At 62.4% G+C, this 16,237-nt stretch carries 16 protein-coding genes; 5 read left to right on the plus strand and 11 right to left on the minus strand.

All coding sequences use genetic code 11. The features are described from left to right. Positions 1 to 3: 3 nt before the first annotated feature. The 5 genes from QOV41_RS16300 to QOV41_RS16320 all read right to left on the minus strand — a co-directional run bounded on the left by QOV41_RS16300 (position 4) and on the right by QOV41_RS16320 (position 3,508). Complete coding sequence (locus tag QOV41_RS16300) at positions 4 to 564, minus strand: LemA family protein (RefSeq protein WP_284577851.1); 561 nt, start codon at positions 562 to 564, stop codon at positions 4 to 6. Positions 565 to 644: 80 nt separating this feature from the next. Further along, a complete protein-coding gene (locus QOV41_RS16305; protein WP_415926727.1) occupies positions 645 to 1,568 on the minus strand; it encodes a glycine--tRNA ligase subunit alpha in 924 nt (307 codons plus the stop codon). A gap of 52 nt (positions 1,569 to 1,620) precedes the next feature. Next, the gene (locus QOV41_RS16310) at positions 1,621 to 1,854 is read right to left on the minus strand and encodes a hypothetical protein (RefSeq protein WP_284577852.1); all 234 of its coding nucleotides are present in this window, start codon (positions 1,852 to 1,854) and stop codon (positions 1,621 to 1,623) included. Beyond that, positions 1,851 to 2,675 carry a S49 family peptidase gene (locus QOV41_RS16315; protein ID WP_284577853.1) on the minus strand — a complete coding sequence of 275 codons (825 nt, stop codon included), beginning with the start codon at positions 2,673 to 2,675 and terminating at the stop codon, positions 1,851 to 1,853. The genes QOV41_RS16310 and QOV41_RS16315 overlap by 4 nt, the downstream gene beginning before the upstream one ends. A gap of 50 nt (positions 2,676 to 2,725) precedes the next feature. Then, positions 2,726 to 3,508, minus strand: coding sequence for a tRNA1(Val) (adenine(37)-N6)-methyltransferase (locus tag QOV41_RS16320; RefSeq protein WP_284577854.1), 783 nt, complete (start codon positions 3,506 to 3,508; stop codon positions 2,726 to 2,728). Positions 3,509 to 3,600: 92 nt separating this feature from the next. Here QOV41_RS16320 and QOV41_RS16325 point away from each other — a divergent pair, with 92 nt between their 5' ends. Then, complete coding sequence (locus QOV41_RS16325; protein WP_284577855.1) at positions 3,601 to 4,614, plus strand: polyprenyl synthetase family protein; 1,014 nt, start codon at positions 3,601 to 3,603, stop codon at positions 4,612 to 4,614. Here QOV41_RS16325 and QOV41_RS16330 read toward each other — a convergent pair. From QOV41_RS16330 to QOV41_RS16340, 3 genes are all read right to left on the minus strand, one after another. Beyond that, entirely contained in the window at positions 4,611 to 5,495 is an 885-nt protein-coding gene (locus tag QOV41_RS16330) for a 4-(cytidine 5'-diphospho)-2-C-methyl-D-erythritol kinase (RefSeq protein WP_284577856.1), read from the minus strand. The genes QOV41_RS16325 and QOV41_RS16330 overlap by 4 nt on opposite strands. A gap of 8 nt (positions 5,496 to 5,503) precedes the next feature. Continuing rightward, the gene (locus tag QOV41_RS16335) at positions 5,504 to 7,258 is read right to left on the minus strand and encodes a tetratricopeptide repeat protein (RefSeq protein WP_284577857.1); all 1,755 of its coding nucleotides are present in this window, start codon (positions 7,256 to 7,258) and stop codon (positions 5,504 to 5,506) included. A gap of 105 nt (positions 7,259 to 7,363) precedes the next feature. Beyond that, positions 7,364 to 9,010: an electron transfer flavoprotein-ubiquinone oxidoreductase gene (locus QOV41_RS16340; RefSeq protein WP_284577858.1), complete on the minus strand. Its 1,647-nt coding sequence runs from the start codon at positions 9,008 to 9,010 to the stop codon at positions 7,364 to 7,366. A 67-nt stretch (positions 9,011 to 9,077) separates the two neighbouring features. Between QOV41_RS16340 and QOV41_RS16345 the strand changes: the two genes are divergently transcribed. The 3 genes from QOV41_RS16345 (at position 9,078) to moaB (ending at position 11,829) form a co-directional block, all read left to right on the plus strand. Beyond that, the gene (locus QOV41_RS16345) at positions 9,078 to 9,878 is read left to right on the plus strand and encodes a uracil-DNA glycosylase (protein WP_284577859.1); all 801 of its coding nucleotides are present in this window, start codon (positions 9,078 to 9,080) and stop codon (positions 9,876 to 9,878) included. Positions 9,879 to 9,989: 111 nt separating this feature from the next. Further along, positions 9,990 to 11,315 carry an MFS transporter gene (locus QOV41_RS16350; protein WP_284577860.1) on the plus strand — a complete coding sequence of 442 codons (1,326 nt, stop codon included), beginning with the start codon at positions 9,990 to 9,992 and terminating at the stop codon, positions 11,313 to 11,315. Continuing rightward, a complete protein-coding gene (gene moaB / locus QOV41_RS16355) occupies positions 11,302 to 11,829 on the plus strand; it encodes a molybdenum cofactor biosynthesis protein B (RefSeq protein WP_284581358.1) in 528 nt (175 codons plus the stop codon). Before QOV41_RS16350 ends, moaB begins: the two co-directional genes overlap by 14 nt. Positions 11,830 to 11,888: 59 nt before the next feature. Here the strand turns inward: moaB and QOV41_RS16360 are convergent, their stop codons facing one another. Further along, positions 11,889 to 13,379, minus strand: coding sequence for an MDR family MFS transporter (locus QOV41_RS16360; RefSeq protein ID WP_284577861.1), 1,491 nt, complete (start codon positions 13,377 to 13,379; stop codon positions 11,889 to 11,891). Positions 13,380 to 13,762: 383 nt separating this feature from the next. Here QOV41_RS16360 and QOV41_RS16365 point away from each other — a divergent pair, with 383 nt between their 5' ends. Then, positions 13,763 to 14,911: a PA0069 family radical SAM protein gene (locus QOV41_RS16365; RefSeq protein ID WP_284577862.1), complete on the plus strand. Its 1,149-nt coding sequence runs from the start codon at positions 13,763 to 13,765 to the stop codon at positions 14,909 to 14,911. Between the two features lie 2 nt (positions 14,912 to 14,913). On the opposite strand, the gene QOV41_RS16370 is transcribed toward QOV41_RS16365, so the two are convergent. Continuing rightward, positions 14,914 to 15,588, minus strand: coding sequence for an HAD-IA family hydrolase (locus tag QOV41_RS16370; RefSeq protein WP_284577863.1), 675 nt, complete (start codon positions 15,586 to 15,588; stop codon positions 14,914 to 14,916). 16 nt (positions 15,589 to 15,604) lie between these two features. Next, positions 15,605 to 16,192 (minus strand): hypothetical protein, encoded by a 588-nt coding sequence (locus tag QOV41_RS16375; protein ID WP_284577864.1) that lies wholly within the window; start codon positions 16,190 to 16,192, stop codon positions 15,605 to 15,607. Between the last annotated feature and the right edge of the window lie 45 nt (positions 16,193 to 16,237).

Below are 16,237 nucleotides of genomic sequence, written 5' to 3' on the forward strand. Positions count from 1 at the left end.
GTTTTACGAGAACTTGACGGTGGGCACCGCCCGTTCGGCTTCGTTCTCAAGCTCGAAATACTGCGCTTTGTGGAAGCCAAAGCCATTGGCCACGAGGTTGGACGGGAAGCTCTCCACCTGCACGTTGAGATTGCGCACGGCACCATTGTAGTAGCGGCGCGACATCTGGATCTCGTCCTCGACGGTTTGCAGCGCTTCCTGGAATTCGAGGAAGGTCGTGTTGGCCTTGAGGTCAGGATAGGATTCGGCCGTCGCGATAAGGCGTCCCAGGGCGGAGGAGAGCTGGCCCTCGGCGGCGGCCCGCTGCTCGGGCGTGCCATTGGCCGCGGCCGTGGCATTGGCGCGCGCATTGGTGACGGCCTCGAGGGTCTCGCGCTCATGGCTCATATAGCCTATGACCGTCTCGAGCAGGTTGGGAATGAGATCGGTGCGGCGCTTGAGCTGCACGTCGATGCCGGACCACCCCTCCTCGACCATCTGCCGCTTCTTGACCAAGCCATTGTAGATGGCAATGGCGTAGAGCGCAGCGACGACCACGACGCCCAGAATGATCCAGCCGATCATAAGTGGAAACTCCCTCAAGCCCACGAGTGAACGGGGGACAGTTACACTGCCCCGCGCGCAAAGCAATGATGATGCTGCGCCTATTCGGCGCCGCCACCCGCCGTCTGCAACCAGGCTTCGCCGCAGGCTTTGGCCAGCTCGCGAATACGCAAGATATAGCTCTGCCGCTCGGTGACCGAAATCACGCCGCGCGCATCGAGCAGGTTGAAATTGTGCGAGGCCTTGATGACCTGCTCGTAGGCGGGAATGGCCATGGACTGGCGATTGCCCTCGGCGCCCTTTTCCAAGATGGCGCGGCATTCCTTTTCCGCATCGGCGAAGTGGCGGAAGAGGATTTCGGTATCGGCGACTTCGAAATTGTATTTCGAGGATTCCTGCTCGTTCTGCAGGAAGACATCGCCATAACTGACCTTGTCGCCGCCCTGGCCGCCGTTGAAATTGAGGTCATAGACGTTTTCGACGCCCTGCACATACATGGCGAGGCGCTCGAGACCATAGGTGATCTCCCCGGGCACCGGCGCGCATTCAAAGCCGGCGACCTGCTGGAAATAGGTGAACTGGCTGACCTCCATGCCGTCGCACCAGCATTCCCAGCCCAGCCCCCAGGCACCCAGCGTGGGACTTTCCCAATCGTCCTCCACGAAGCGGATATCGTGGAGCTTGGAGTCGAGGCCGATTTCGGCCAGCGACTGGAGGTACAACTCCTGAATGTTGGCGGGGGATGGCTTTAGGATCACCTGGAACTGGTAATAATGCTGCAGTCGGTTGGGATTTTCGCCATAGCGGCCGTCGGTCGGACGGCGCGAGGGCTGCACATAGGCGGCTTTCCAGGGCTTGGGCCCGAGTGCCCGCAAGGTGGTGGCGGTGTGGAAGGTACCGGCTCCCATCTGCATGTCATAGGGCTGCAGGATGACGCAGCCCTGCGCCGCCCAGAAATTCTGCAGCGTCAGGATCAGGCCCTGGAACGAGTTCCGTGGGTCCAAGTGAGACGGGCGATCGGTCATCTGAAGTCCCCAAAAGTGCGGGACAATGCTCTAGTTTGACCCACCGCCAGGGTCAACGCCGATTGTCGTCATCGCCAGGGCGGAAGGTGCCGTCTTCGTCGCGCTTGAGGTCGATGACGTCCGGCCGCTGGCGTTCCCGCAGGTCGCGCTCGCGCTCGAGGCGCCGCTTCTCCTCGTCTTCCGCCTTGAACTGACCCTGCCAGTCACGCCAGATCTTGCGTACGCTGAGCCCAATGAACAGCGCCAGTGCCGCGAAAATTAGGACCCGCAGGAGCATCGCGCTCATAGGCCGAATCTCCCCCAGACAGCGCGGTCTTCGACTGTAGCCGCGGCTTCCCCGGTGAAGCCGAGGCGCGGAATGCCGAACCAGGATCGCTTGGGTTCAATGACCTTCAACTGAATATCATTGCCATAGCGGGCGCGTAGCGTCTCGTGAATATCTCCGATGGCATCGACCAGCCCGAGGTCGACGCCGCGGATGCCGGGCCACCACTCACCGGTGAAGAGCACATCGTCGCTGGCCTTGAGCCGGCTGCCGCGGCGGGCTTTGACGTGATCGATGAACACCTGGTGGATGTCGAGTTCGAACTGCTTGATGCGTTCGATATCGCTCGCCTTTTCCGGCAGGAACGGATCGAGCGTGGACTTGTTCTTGCCCGCCGTATGGACGCGCCGTTCGATGCCGAGTTTTTCCAGAGTACCGACAAAGCCGAACCCAGCCATGATGACGCCAATCGAGCCCACGATTGAGGACGGGTCTGCGATGATCTCATCGCCAGCAACGGCGATGAAATAGCCGCCTGAGGCCGCAGCATCCTCGACGAACACGAGAACTGGCTTGTCGTGCTCATCGGCAAGGTCGCGAATGCGCTTGGAAATAAGCCGGCTCTGCACTGGCGATCCACCAGGCGAGTTGACGATGATGGCCACGGCGGGGGCTGACTTGATGGCGAAGGCGCGCCGCAACAGCGGCGCGACGGTCGCGATGTTGAGCCGTCCCTGCCGCTGCTCAGCTGCGATCACGCCATGCAGGCGCACGACGGGAATGACCGTGCCGCGCCTCATGATACGGGAAAGCCAGCTGCGGCGTTTGATGTCGACGGCCATTCACAATCCTTGTTCTAGATCGTCCGAGATTTAGGCTGCGCCAGCAACAATTACCAGTCGAGCCGAGCCCCCCCCCGAAAGATCGCATCGAACTCTGGCCGGAAGGCACGACCTTCTGCGTCGTGCAGGGCGCGAGAGGCAAGCAGGGTCAGCGGCGCCCGCGAGCCCTTTCGTCCGCGGATCAAAACTCGGGTGGCAGGCCCCCCAGGCCGGGAGCACAACGGCAGGATGGTGACCGACCCAAAACGTTGCACAAAGCCACTCAGCAGCGGCGCGAGCCCCTCGCTGGGGAAAATGAAGATGATCACTCCCCCAGCAGTGGCGCTGGTGGTCGCCGCCTTGATCCAGAGATCAAGTTCTGCCGCATCCATGTGGCGCGCACCGGCGCGGCTCTGATCACCAGCCAATGTACCCTTGCCCTCGATAAAGTAGGGCGGGTTGGCAATGACAGTGTCATAGGCATTTTCGGCCAGTCCTGCAGCTCGGCGCTGGGCTCCCTTGGCTGCAACATCGGCAGAAATGGTCTGGGTACGGCCGGCGAGGCGGTTATCCGCAGCGTTGCTCGAAGCCAACTGCAGCGCCTCTCCGTCGCTGTCGACGAGGGTGGCCTCCATCCCGCTATGGTGCACAAGCGCAACAAAGGCTGCTGTTCCCACGCCGCAGCCGAGATCCAGCAGACGGCGCCCTCCGCCCACAGCTGCGCCCAGCAACACGCTGTCGAGCCCGGCCCGGAACCCCTTGGACGGCTGCGACAGAGTAAGCTTGCCACCTAAAAAGGCGTCGCGCGTTACCGAATGGTGTTTTACAAAGGCATTTGGCTGGTCTAGGGACATCGCACCCGCAAGGCCTGTTCGCCGTGAGCTTATATGCGCCGGTGCAACGGGCTCAACCAGATTTGCCCAAGAAGGCAATGAGGAAGAAAACGGTGTCAGTTCTGACGCAGACCAAAGACGTGCCTGCCCTTAGCCCAATCGAACGGCTGCTTGAGGCAACCCAAGACGACATGGGCAAGGTCAACGCCCTGATCTTGTCGCGCGCCGATTCGCACGTGGAGATGGTGCCTGAGCTGGCCCGCTACCTCATCGACAGCGGCGGCAAGCGCCTGCGCCCCATGCTGACCGTGGCTGCCGCCGCACTGTTCGGCAAAGGCAATGGTTCGGCTGTCAATTTCGCCGCTGCCGTGGAATTCATGCACAATGCGACGCTTCTCCACGACGACGTGGTGGACGAGAGCGACATGCGCCGAGGCAAGAAGGCGGCGCGCATGGTTTGGGGCAACAAGGCTTCGATCCTGGTCGGGGACTTCCTGCTGGGGCAAGCCTTCATGATGATGGTGGAGACCGGCGAGATCGCTGCACTTGGTGTACTTTCTGCCGCCTCGGCCGTGATGGCAGAGGGGGAAGTGTTCCAGCTCGCCAAGACAGGTGATCTTACAACGACGCCGGACGACTATGCGGAGGTCATCCGCGCCAAGACTGCCGTGCTGTTCGAGGCCGCCTGTGAAGTGGGCGCCATGTCCGGCGGGGCCGATGAGGAAGGTCGCCGCGCCCTTGCCCGATACGGGCTGGCTCTCGGCAACGCCTTCCAGTTGGTCGACGACGTGCTCGATTATGGTGGCCAGGCCGGTACGCTGGGGAAGAACACCGGTGACGACCTGCGCGAAGGCAAAATGACCCTCCCCGTGATCCTTGCCCTTGCCGAGGGCTCCGAGGACGAGCGGAGCACCATCTCCACAGCTCTGGGCGATGCCGACGCCACTGCCGAACAGGTTTCCGCAGTCGTCGCGATCATGGAGCGTCACCAGACACTCTCGCGCACGCTCGATCAGGCCCACGGCCATGCGCGCGCCGCCCAGGCAGCGCTGGACGTGCTGCCATCCTCAGAGATGCGGCAGCTTTTGAGCGACGTTGTCGAATTCAGCGTATTGCGCGCATACTAGCTGATATGAGGCTGGAGTAGCGGAGCGGCCGCCACCCAGTGGCCGGGATTGGCCTGCCGCATGTCCTGTGCTGCTTGGTGCGCCTGCGCTTCGGATCCAAAAAGGCCGTAGACGGTTGCGCCCGAGCCAGACATCCGCGCCAGAATGCACCCTTGAGTTTCGGCAAGATGCGCAACTATGTCGCCGATTTCGGGCACGAGCTTGACTGCCGGGGGCTGCAGGTCGTTCCGCGTTTCAGCCAACCAGATACCAAGCTGAGCCGGACGGGTCATAGGTGCAGGCAGTTCGGGCAGCGGATAGTTGTCATGGGCCCGCAAGCGGCGGAACACGTCAGCTGTCGCAAGCGGCACCAAAGGGTTGACCAGTACCACATGGCAGGCCGGGAAGTCGGGCAGCGGCGACAAAACCTCCCCAACGCCGCGAGCAATCAACGGCGTTGAGAGGAGGCACGCCGGGACGTCGGCACCAAGGCCGGCCGCGAGATCTGCCAGTTGCGCCACCGGAATTGGTTCTGCTGAAAGGCCTGCCATCAACCGCAGGGCGGCCGCGGCGTCCGCCGAACCGCCACCAATGCCGGCGGCTACCGGCAGGTTCTTGATAAGGTGGAGCGCCAAGGGGTGCTCAACGGCCTGCGGCCAGCGGGCACGAAAGGCCGCCACCGCCCGGCACACGAGATTCCCCTCCCCAGCGTTCAGCCCCGCCGCAAAGGGCCCACTGATGGTGAGCGCATCGGCATCGGAGGGTCGCGCCTCCACTTCATCGGCCAGATCTGCGAAGACCACCAAGCTCTCGAGGTCATGGTAGCCGTCCTCGCGCCGCCGCGTCACATGCAACGCAAGGTTGATCTTGGCTGGCGCCAGCTGAACAATCGGCTCTCCCATGCCAAGGACTACTGACTTGCCGCCTCTCTCACATTGACGTCTTCATCGGGGAGGCCGTTGGCCAGCTTGGGCGTGACCCGCTCCCTCACATTGCCGACCTCGTCCACCGAAGCTGCCACGTTCCACTGGAAGCGGGCCTCGAGCTTGCGCCCGGCCCTCCAATAGGCGTCGCCCAGGTGGTCGTTGATCTCAGGGTCGTTCGGCATGAGCAACACGGCGCGCTCCAATGTGGCCACCGCATCGTCGATGCGCCCGAGCTTGTAGAAAGCCCAGCCAAGCGAATCGACGATATAGCCGTCTTGCGGCTGCGCCTCGACTGCCTTCTCGATCATTTCGAGTCCGCGCTCAAGATGCATATCCATGTCGACCCAGCTATATCCTAGATAGTTCAATACCTGCGGCTGATCTGGGTTGAGCTCGAGCGCCTTGAGGAAATCGGCTTCCGCCTGCGGCCACTGCTTGGCGCGTTCATGGGCGATACCGCGAACATAGTAGAAGCGCCAATCCGAAGGGTTCTCACCGCCCGTGAGATCAAGCGCTTTGGTATAGGCGTCGGCGGCTTCGGTGTATTGCTCGTCGTAGCGCAGGAGATCACCTAAAACCGAAACGGCCTCCAGGTCCTCGGGACGGGTGGCCACGATATTGCTCAACCGGCGCAGCGCCTCCTCACGGTCTCCCGTCGCATCGAGATTGGTTGCGATGCGCACAATCGCAGTCGGCTTCATGGTCGAGGTGGCGGGCACCGCCTCATAGATCCGGTTGGCGGCTTCGTGCTGCCCAGCACTGTCGAAAATCTGGCCAAGTGCCAGCGCGATCACATCGGCCGAAGGATCGAGATACAGACCAAGGCGCAGGAAGACCACGGCCAGATCCATGCTGCCGTCACGCGCTAGCGCCACACCGATGCCGTGGAACATCTCAGCGGCCCCGACCTGCACACTGGTGGCGAACACGCCGGGTCGTTGCTCGGCCTCCACCTGCTCGCGCACGACATTGACAACCGGATGATTGAGTCCGCGATTTTCAAACTCGGCTAATACGTCTTTGGCCTCCTCGAAGCGCCCGGAGTTGGCGAGAATGCGCGCATAGACTTCAACGATGCGAGCGACGAAAGGCTCGGCATCGAAAGCGCGTCCAGCCAACTCGATGGCTTGGTCAGTCTCGCCCGCAGCTTCAGCCATTAACGCGCGATGGAACACGAGGAAATCCTCCAGTCCCGTGGCGCCAAGCTGGTCCAGCAGGGCATCAGCCTCTTCCTTGCGATTGTCGCCAACCAAAGCCCAGGCACGCAGGAGCCCCCCAGTGATGCCGGTGAAGCTATCCAGGCCGATTTGACCAAGCAGTTCCTCGGCGGCATCGTAGCGGCGCTCCTTGAGCGCTTCGGTTGCGATCAACAGTTCGGCAAGCTGGTTGTTGGGATCGAGTTCCAGCAGATGCTTGGCGGTAGCGGCGGCCTGCCCGATCTGACCGTCCGCTGCGTAGGCGATGAACGCCCGCTCGACCAGCACCGGATTGTCCCAGTCAGCTCGTGCCGCTTGACTGAAGTAGCGCGCCGCCTCATCGGTCCGGAGTTCACTCAGCGCCAGCTGACCTGCGAGATAGGAGCCCGTTTCGCTGACCCGTGACAAGGAAAGAAAATCGAGCGCATCAGGCAGCTGGATCATGGGGGTCTGAGCAGTCTGTGTCGACTGACCCAACACCGGCGCCACGAGCAGCATTGAAAGAACAGCGGGGCGCACCAGGCGAGTGATTAGCGATGTCACGAGGCTCAATTCTCCCTTGGCCAGCGAGGCCCTTTGTGGCGGCGAAGATTGTCTGTTTTGCGACTTGGCCGCAAGACCACGCCACACAGCGTGATCGAGCAAGCTCTACATGCCTGAATAGTTCGGCCCGCTGCCACCCTCTGGCGGCACCCAGGTGATGTTTTGTGCCGGATCCTTGATGTCGCAAGTCTTGCAATGCACGCAGTTGGCAGCATGAATCCGGAACCCCGGTGCCCCACCCTCTTCGGCCACTTCGTAGACGCCGGCGGGGCAGTAGAGCGGCGCCGGCTCCCCATAGGTGGGTAGGTTCTCCCGAATCGGGATAGTGGGATCGGCAAGGCGCAGATGCACCGGCTGATCCTCATCATGGGCGATATTGGCGAGGTAGACCGAAGCGGCGCGATCAAAGGTGAGCTTGCCATCTGGCCGATCGTAGCTGCGTCCCTTCACCGCATCGCGTCGCTTGAGCCGCTCGAAATCCGCGGTTTTGTGGTGCAGCGTTCCCAGGACCGAGCGGCCCAGAATGGCCGAACTCCACATCTCGGCTCCCGACGCCAGCACACCCGCAATGGTCCCCAGTCTGCTCCAGAGTGGCTTGACGTTGCGGACGCCGCGCAGTTCGGCGCCGATGCCAGTCTCCAGCACCCGCTCCTGCAAATCTTCGACAACGTCGTGCTGCCGGCCATGGGCAATGGCATCGCCCACCGCGTCGGCAGCACCGATACCCGAGAGAATGGCGTTGTGAATGGCCTTGAGGCGCGGCGCGTTCATGAAGCCGGCGGCGCAGCCGATCAACCCGCCACCGGGGAAAGCCAGCGTCGGGATGGATTGCCAGCCGCCCGCGGTGACGGCGCGAGCACCATAGCTGAGGCGCATTCCGCCCTCGAGCAGCGGTGCAACTGCGGGATGCTGCTTAAAGCGATTGAACTCATCAAAAGGCGACAGGGCGGGATCGGCATAATCGAGATAGGTAACCAGTCCCACATAAAGCTTGCGATCCTCAGCATGGTAGACAAAGCCGCCGCCCGAGGTTTCATTGTCGAGCGGATAGCCGAGATAATGGTCGACCCGTCCGACCTCGTGCTTGGCCGCATCGATCTCCCAGACTTCCTTGATGCCCAGGCCATATTTCTGCGGGTCTGCCGCAAGCCCGTGATCGCCGATCAGGGCCTTGGCCAGCGACCCGCGAGCGCCTTCGGCAACAAGAGCATATTTGGCCTCAAGCGCGATACCTTCTGCAAAGCCGGGCTTGGGATTGCCGTCACGGTCGCGGCCGAGATCGCCGGTGATGATGCCTCGGACCGGCTCGCCCGCGCCGCCCAGCACATCCACGGCGGCAGTCATGGGAAAGATGTCCACGCCCAGTTCGGCTGCCTGTTCGCCCAGCCAGCGCACGAGATGTCCGAGGCTAATGATCACGGCACCGGGCGTCCTGAGCTGGGGCGGCATCAGCCTGTGAGGCACTGAAAAACTGCCCTTCGCCGTCAGGTAGTGGTAGGTGTCGCGGGTCACGTCGGGACCCACCGGAGCGCCCTTGAGGCGCCAGTCGGGCATCAAGGCATCGAGACCGCGCGGGTCCATGACCGCACCCGAGAGAATGTGTCCGCCCAGTTCGGCGGCTTTCTCGACCACCGTGACGCTCAGTTCAGGATGGCGCTGCTTGAGCCGGATGGCAGCCGACAGGCCCGATGGCCCTGCTCCGACGATGACAACGTCGGTCGAAAGGGTTTCGCGGCTACCGGCCTCTGCCATATAGGACTGCTCTCATCGAGGAACGCGCGGCTGGCCGCGCCAAACGGGCTGTGACATAACAGAGAACATGTCCGAAGATCGACCGCTAAATCACGCCGAAATGCTCTCGGTGCTCGACTGGTATCGGGCAGCCGGCGTCGATCTTGCCGTGGGCGAGGAGCCGGTCGACCGTTTCGCGCAAAGGCCGCCGTCCCCGCGAGCTGTACCCAAGGCGGCGGCACAAGTGGCGGAGCGCCCGCCCGATGCATTGCCGCTGGGTGGGGATCCCACCGAGGCCCGGAGCCTTGCCAGTTCGGCACAGAGCCTCGACGCGCTGCGCGATCTGCTGGGGGCCTATGACGGCTGCGGCCTCAAGCATCGGGCGACGCAGCTGGTTTTTGCTGATGGCAACCCAGGGGCCAAGATCATGCTGATCGGGGAAGCGCCGGGAGCCGAAGAGGACAGGCAGGGCAAACCGTTCGTCGGCAAATCGGGCCAGTTGCTGGACCGCATGCTGGCAGCGATCGGGCTTGATCGCACCAAGGTTTACATTGCCAATACCGTGCCCTGGCGACCGCCGGGCAACCGCGCCCCAACGCCGGAAGAGCTGGCGCTTTGCCTGCCGTTTCTTCAGCGGCAGGTGGAGCTTGTGGGGCCGCGCATTGTGGTGACGCTGGGCGGACCGGCCATGCAGACGGTTTTTTCCACCACCAATGGCATCATCAAGATGCGGGGCAAGTGGAGCAATGTGAGCATCGGCTCGCACGGCGCCGAGGCCATGCCGACGCTGCATCCCGCCTATCTCCTGCGCAACCCGGCCGCCAAGCAGCAGGCTTGGAAGGACATGCTGAGCCTGCGGCTCAAGATGCACGCTTTCGGACTGGATTGACCCCGCCAAGCGGCGAGATGTCAAAAAACCGCCACGCGAAGCGGCGAACAGAACATTTGTTTCACCTTCGCGTGATTTGTTCGTCACCGACACTCCCATCCTGATTGCACCATGGCCTCAGTCGTAAAAATCTACGCCCTGTTCTTGGGCTCCGCCTTTCTCATGTTCGGCGGAGGGCTGCAGGGACTACTGCTTTCGGTGCGGGGAGCACAGGAGGGCTTCTCGCTGGTGTCGCTCGGCCTGATCGGAACAGGCTGGTCCATCGGCTTTGTCGCCGGCTCGATTGCAGTCCCCATTATCGTGCGCAATGTGGGCCACATCCGAGCCTTCTCGGTGATGGCGGCGATCGGCACCATCACCATTCTCCTCAATCTTCTGTGGGTGGAGGATATCGGCTGGATCCTACTGCGCGCCCTATCGGGCTTCTGCTTCGCCGGGGCCGCGATGATCGTCGAAAGCTGGCTGAACGAGGTCTCGGATAACAAGAGCCGCGGCACGATCTTTTCGATCTATACTACCATCAACATGGCCTTCTCCACCCTGGGTCAATTGGCCATGTCGCTCACCGGCACGGCCGGTTACGTGCCATTCGTGCTTGGCGCCATCAGCTTCATCTGCGCGGTGCTGCCCACCGCGCTGACTTCCAGCCCGCAGCCGCGTCCGCTTGCCACTGCCAAGGTGGACGTTAGGCTGCTTTATCGCACCTCTCCGGTTGCCGCCGTCGCGGCGTTTGCCTGTGGCATGGCCAATGGCGCCTTCGGCACGCTGGCACCGGTCTATGGCTATGCGCAGGGGCTCGATGCCAGCGGCATTGCCCTGCTCTTTGCCTCGGCGGCGATCCTTGGCGCCCTGGCGCAGATACCGGCAGGACGCCTCTCCGACCGAATCGATCGCCGCCTCGTTCTTGTGGGATTGGGCAGCTTCGCGGCGGTGATAGGCTTGCTCCTGATCATCATCAATCCGTCGTCGGGTTGGTTGATGTTCGTCCTCTTCGCCGCTTACGGCTTTGCTGCCAACCCGCTCTACGCCATAGCGGTTGCCCATGCGAACGATTTCGCCAAAGAAGGCGAGTTCGCGCGTATTGCCGGTGGCATGCTGCTTATTCTGGGCGTGGGCCTCGCCATCGGACCGGCGGTCGCGTCCCTGCTGATGGGCGTGCTTGGCCCGGTTGCCCTGTTCGTCGTCACCGTAATATTTCACGCGGTCATCGCTGCCTTTGCCTATTTGCGTATGCAGGTGCGCACTGCACCCGACGCGGGCGATCGTGCGCCGTTCCAGCCGATGCCGGGCAACACCACAACAACGCCGGAGGCCGTTGCGCTCGACCCGCGGACTGATACAGAAGACTTTGTGCCTCCGCCCGATGAGCCTGAGGTGCCCGAAGAGCTGCTCGAAACCGCAGAGGAGAAGCGCCATGTTCAAAATGGACCGGTTTGAGAATCGCGCCTTTCAGCCCCTCTCGATTGCAGTCATTGCGGTTTCCGACACGCGCACGCTCGAAACCGATACCGGGGGAGCCCTGCTCAAGAGCCTCCTTGAAGCCGACGGGCATCGCTGCGCCGACCGCGTAGTCGTCCGCGACGATGTGCAACTGATCCGACGCGCCGTGCAATCCTTTGTTGCCGATCCGGATGTCGATGTGGTGCTGACCACTGGCGGTACGGGCTTTTCAGGCCGCGACGTCACGCCCGAATCCGTCGAGCCCCTCTTCGACAAGCGGATGGACGGCTTTTCGGTGCTCTTCCACCAGTATTCGGCTACTACGGTGGGCACCAGTTCCCTGCAGTCGCGTGCAACCGCCGGCCTCATTGGCACGACTTTTGTCTTCTGCCTACCCGGATCGCGCGGGGCCTGCCGGGATGCTTGGGAAGGCATACTCACCCATCAGTTGGACTATCGCCACAAGCCGTGCAATTTCGTCGAGTTGATGCCGCGCCTCAGTGAGCGCTGAACCAGGTTCGATCTGATCGCCCATACAAAAAGGGCGCCTCGCGGCGCCCTTTCTCGTTTCTAGTGACCATGACCCATCTCTGGTCCGCCGCCTTCCGGACGACGGATGAAGAAGGCGGCAAGGATCGCGAACAGCGAGATCACCGCTCCGACCGTGAACGCGAGGCGGATGCCACCGGCGAGAGCCTCCACCTGGTCGAGACCTGCAGCCGCAAGCAAAGCGGTTCGGATGGTCATCACCGCCACAAAGAGCGCGATGCCCGCAGCGCCTGCCAGTTGCTGCACCGAACCCAGGATCGCACTGGCATGGGAGTAGAGCTCCTTGCGCACCGACCCCATGGACGAGGTAAACACCGGCGTAAAGATCAGCGCCAGCCCGATGCTGAGCACCACGTGCCCCGCCAGAAGGGCCCAGATGGGCGTGTCTTGGCCCACCAGGGTCATGCCCCAGAGCACGGCCGAAACCAGCACTGTTCCGGGCACAACAAGCACGGTCGGCCCAACGCGATCGAACAGACGCCCAACGACGGGCCCGAGCAGGCCCATGACGAGCCCGCCCGGCAGCAGCATTAGCCCGCTTTGCAGGGTGTCCAGGCCGACGACGTTCTGCAGATAGATCGGCAGCAGGATGATGGTGCCGAAAAGCGCCATCATGGCAACGAGCATCAAGCCCACCGAAACCCGGTAGTTGGGCGACAGGAACGTTCTGAGGTCGAGCAGCGCCTTATCCTCGTTCTGTAGGCGCAATTGCCGCCAGACAAAGAGCGCCATCGCTACGCCACCAATCACGAGCGGCAGCCACAGTGGCACGGTTGGAGCCTCGCCGGCATGGGCCATGCCTTCGCCAAAGCTGGCGAGCCCATAGATCAGCCCACCAAAGGCAAGTGCCGACAGCACCACCGAGACAATGTCGAGTGGCGCGTAGCGGGGGGTGGAAACGTTCTGGATTTTGCGGGCACCCAGCGCCAGTGCGCCGATCGAGATCGGCAGCACCAGGATGAACATCCAGCGCCAATCGAGATTGGCGAGGATGAAGCCGCCAATGGTCGGACCGATGGCGGGCGCGACAGATATGACGATCGAGATATTGCCCATGGTCTTGCCGCGTGCTTCCGGTGGCACCAGCGACATCACCGTGGTCATCAGCAACGGCATCATGATTGCAGTACCGACAGCCTGCACGACGCGACCGAGCACGAGCAGCTCGAGCCCTGGCGCAACCGCGCAGATCAGGGTGCCCGCAGTGAAGGTCGACATGGCCACCATGAAGATGGGCCGCGTGTCCATCCGCTGCAGCAGGAAACCGGTGATCGGAATCACCACTGCCATGGTCAAAAGGAAACCAGTGGTCAGCCATTGGGCGGCACTTGCGGTGACGCCCAGATCGACCATCAGGTGCGGAATGGCCACGCTCATGATGGTTTCATTGAGGAACACGACAAAAGTTGAAACCAGCAGCAGAGCAATGACCAGCTTGTTCCTGGCGGCATGATCCTGGGCGAACGCCGGTGCTGCAGGGGCCGTGTCGAATGGTGTGGCGTCGGTACTCATGATGCTCCCTCGCGATGAGTATGTGTGGTCTGCCGGGACGACGATTGGGCCCAGTCTGTTTCGACAGGACCTTGGCGGACCGATGTGACAGTGGTTGTCAGCAGGTGACGTTCAGGCCTGGGGCTCTGCACCTCCGTCCGACCCGACGGGAGTGGGGAAGCCCTGATCCAACCATGCACGCCGTAGCAGCAGGGTTGGCCGGTTTATGCCTCATGCGTTCGCTCGTCCAGCCATTTTGTCGCAGTTCTGCTTTGCACCTGCTGCTCAGCAGCATTCGACCCGATGGTATTCCTACCGCTAAGTTCTTGTTTTGTTCTAGCCTGATTGCTACATCTGTGCCGTGAGGTTTCCTCCCGATTCGAGGATCCATCAGGAGAACGAACATGGCCCTTTATCAGGCCCCTTCCTTTGAGGCCCTTGAACGACTGAGCCGCAGTCGCGACGCGGATCTGGCGCGGCGGGAGCTGCTGGATCCCGATCGTGTTCGTGGGCGGGGCGCGCAGTCGAACCGGACAGGGCGCTTTGAAAAGCATGTGCGTGAGAACATTGATGATGGCTGGTCCACCGTCGAGCCGCTACCGATCTTCGAAACGGTGGAACACACCGAGCGCGCCAAGACCATCATCACCAGCAATGACAGCCCGGACATCGGGTTCGAGCGCTCGCTCAATGCCTACCGCGGCTGTGAGCATGGCTGTTCCTACTGCTATGCCCGGCCCAGCCATGCTTTTCTCGGGCACTCGGCGGGGATTGAGTTCGAGCGAGACATCTACGTTAAGGTCAACGCTGTGGAGGCGCTGCGGGCGGAATTGGGCGCCAAGAGCTATCGGGTGAAGCCGATTGCCATGGGTACCAATACGGACCCCTACCAGCCCGCCGAGCGCAAGCACAAGCTGACGCGCGGTATTCTAGAAGTCATGCTGGAGACGCGCCATCCGGTGATGATCACCACGAAATCGGCGCTGATCATTCGCGACCTTGATTTGCTGACCGAATTGGCCAAGCTCGGGCTGGTGAAGGTGGCCATTTCGATGACTTCGATGGACCACAAGCTGTCCCGCAAGATGGAGCCACGGGCCTCCTCGCCTGCCCGCCGGCTCGAAGCAATGCGGCTCCTCAGCGAAGCCGGTGTGCCCACCGCCGTCTTTGCTTCCCCCATGATTCCGGCGATCAACGACATGGAGCTCGAGCGCATCCTCGATGCCTCCGCAGCGCAGGGCGCCAAGAGTTCCGCTATGATCCTGCTGCGCCTGCCCGGCGAAGTACGCGACGTTTTCCGCGAATGGCTGCTGCGCCATTTCCCCGACCGGGTGCGGCATGTCCTCTCGCTGGTCCGCGACACCCGTGGCGGCAAGGATTACGACTCCCGCTGGGGCACTCGGATGACCGGCGAGGGCCCATACGCGACCCTCCTCCGCCAGCGCTTCGACAAGGCGCGCGAGCGCTATGGCCTGGATGGCAAACTGCCAGTGCTGCGCAGCGACCTCTTTGTCGCGCCGCGGCTCGAAGACCGGCAGATGAGCCTCTTTTAGGCCTACTCCAACGTGGTTCGAGCGACGAGTTCGAGCACGCGCGGGTCGGCGAAGTCGTGTACGGACAGGCTGACACCCGCCTCCTCCATCTGCTGCTCGTCAAGGCCCGTCATGATGCCGACGGTGGCAATGCCGGCCGCCTTGGCCGCGGCCATGCCGGCGCGGGAATCCTCGAATGCCACAGCATGCTCGGCTCTGCCGCCGACGAGCCGCAACCCCTTAAGATAAGGCAGCGGATGCGGCTTGCCATGGGCCAGCTCGGCCCCGATCACCACATGAGCAAAACGGCTGACAAGGCTCAGCGCTTCAAGCAGCATTTCAGCATTTGCCCGCGGTGCATTGGTGACCGCGACCACTGCGACACCGTGGTCGTTGGCCCAGTCGAGCAGGGCCAAAAGGCCTGGCACCGGGTCAACGCCGTCTTTGGCAATCTCGCGAAAGCGCTTTTCCTTGCTGGCCATCACGGCCATGGCGTCGTCATGGGCCAGGTCCGGCAGAAAATCGTCCGCGATCGCCTCGTTCGCACGGCCCTGCAGTTCGGCGACGAAGCGTGACTTGTCGAAGCTATGGCCATACGGCGCGAAAGCCTCGTTGAAGGCTACGAGGTGCAGCGGATCGCTGTCCACCAGCGTTCCGTCGATGTCAAAGAGCAGCGAGGCTCCTGGCTTGGCAGGCATCTGGATGGTTCTCTATTCAGTACTGCGCAACGCGGCGCGCATAGGCTTCCATGAAATCGAGCGAAGCCAGCACGCCTTGCAGCGATATCCAGACCTGCCGAACTTTCCGCTCCCCTTTAACCGGGATCCCCATCGTCACGGAAGTGCGCTCTTTCATCTTCGCCAATACGCTCTCTAGTTGTGCGGGATCGGCGAGGAAGTACTGGTTGATCGTGTTATGGCGGGTTTCCAGCGCCTCCCCGACCAGCAGTTCAACTGCTGGCTCGCCGCTAAACTCGAGAGCCAGGGGACGGCTTTCGTCAACTTCCACACCATCGGCAGCGACGGTGATGGTGACGTCAAGCGTGCCGGTCAGCCGGTTGCGGATCACCGAGAGCTTGTAGGCCGGCAACCCGGCCGAATTGAGCTCCTGGCTACCCGCGCTGGCAAAGCACGAAAACTCATAATAGCTCGCCCCATCCTCATCGATCTCGTCCGGACAGGCCGCCAGCCAATCGCGGTTATATTCCCGCCACTCCCCAAACGGGTGGTGGAACGGCTCCGCGGACACGGCCAGGGACGAGGCAGCGAGCAGCGACAAGGCTAGGCCGGTTCGGATGTTCATGGTTCACTTTCGATGAACTGCGGGTCAGCACTTTTCCTGATACCC

Origin of the sequence: Devosia sp. RR2S18 (genome assembly GCF_030177755.1) — a bacterium.
Classification (GTDB): Bacteria; Pseudomonadota; Alphaproteobacteria; order Rhizobiales; family Devosiaceae; genus Devosia; species Devosia rhizosphaerae.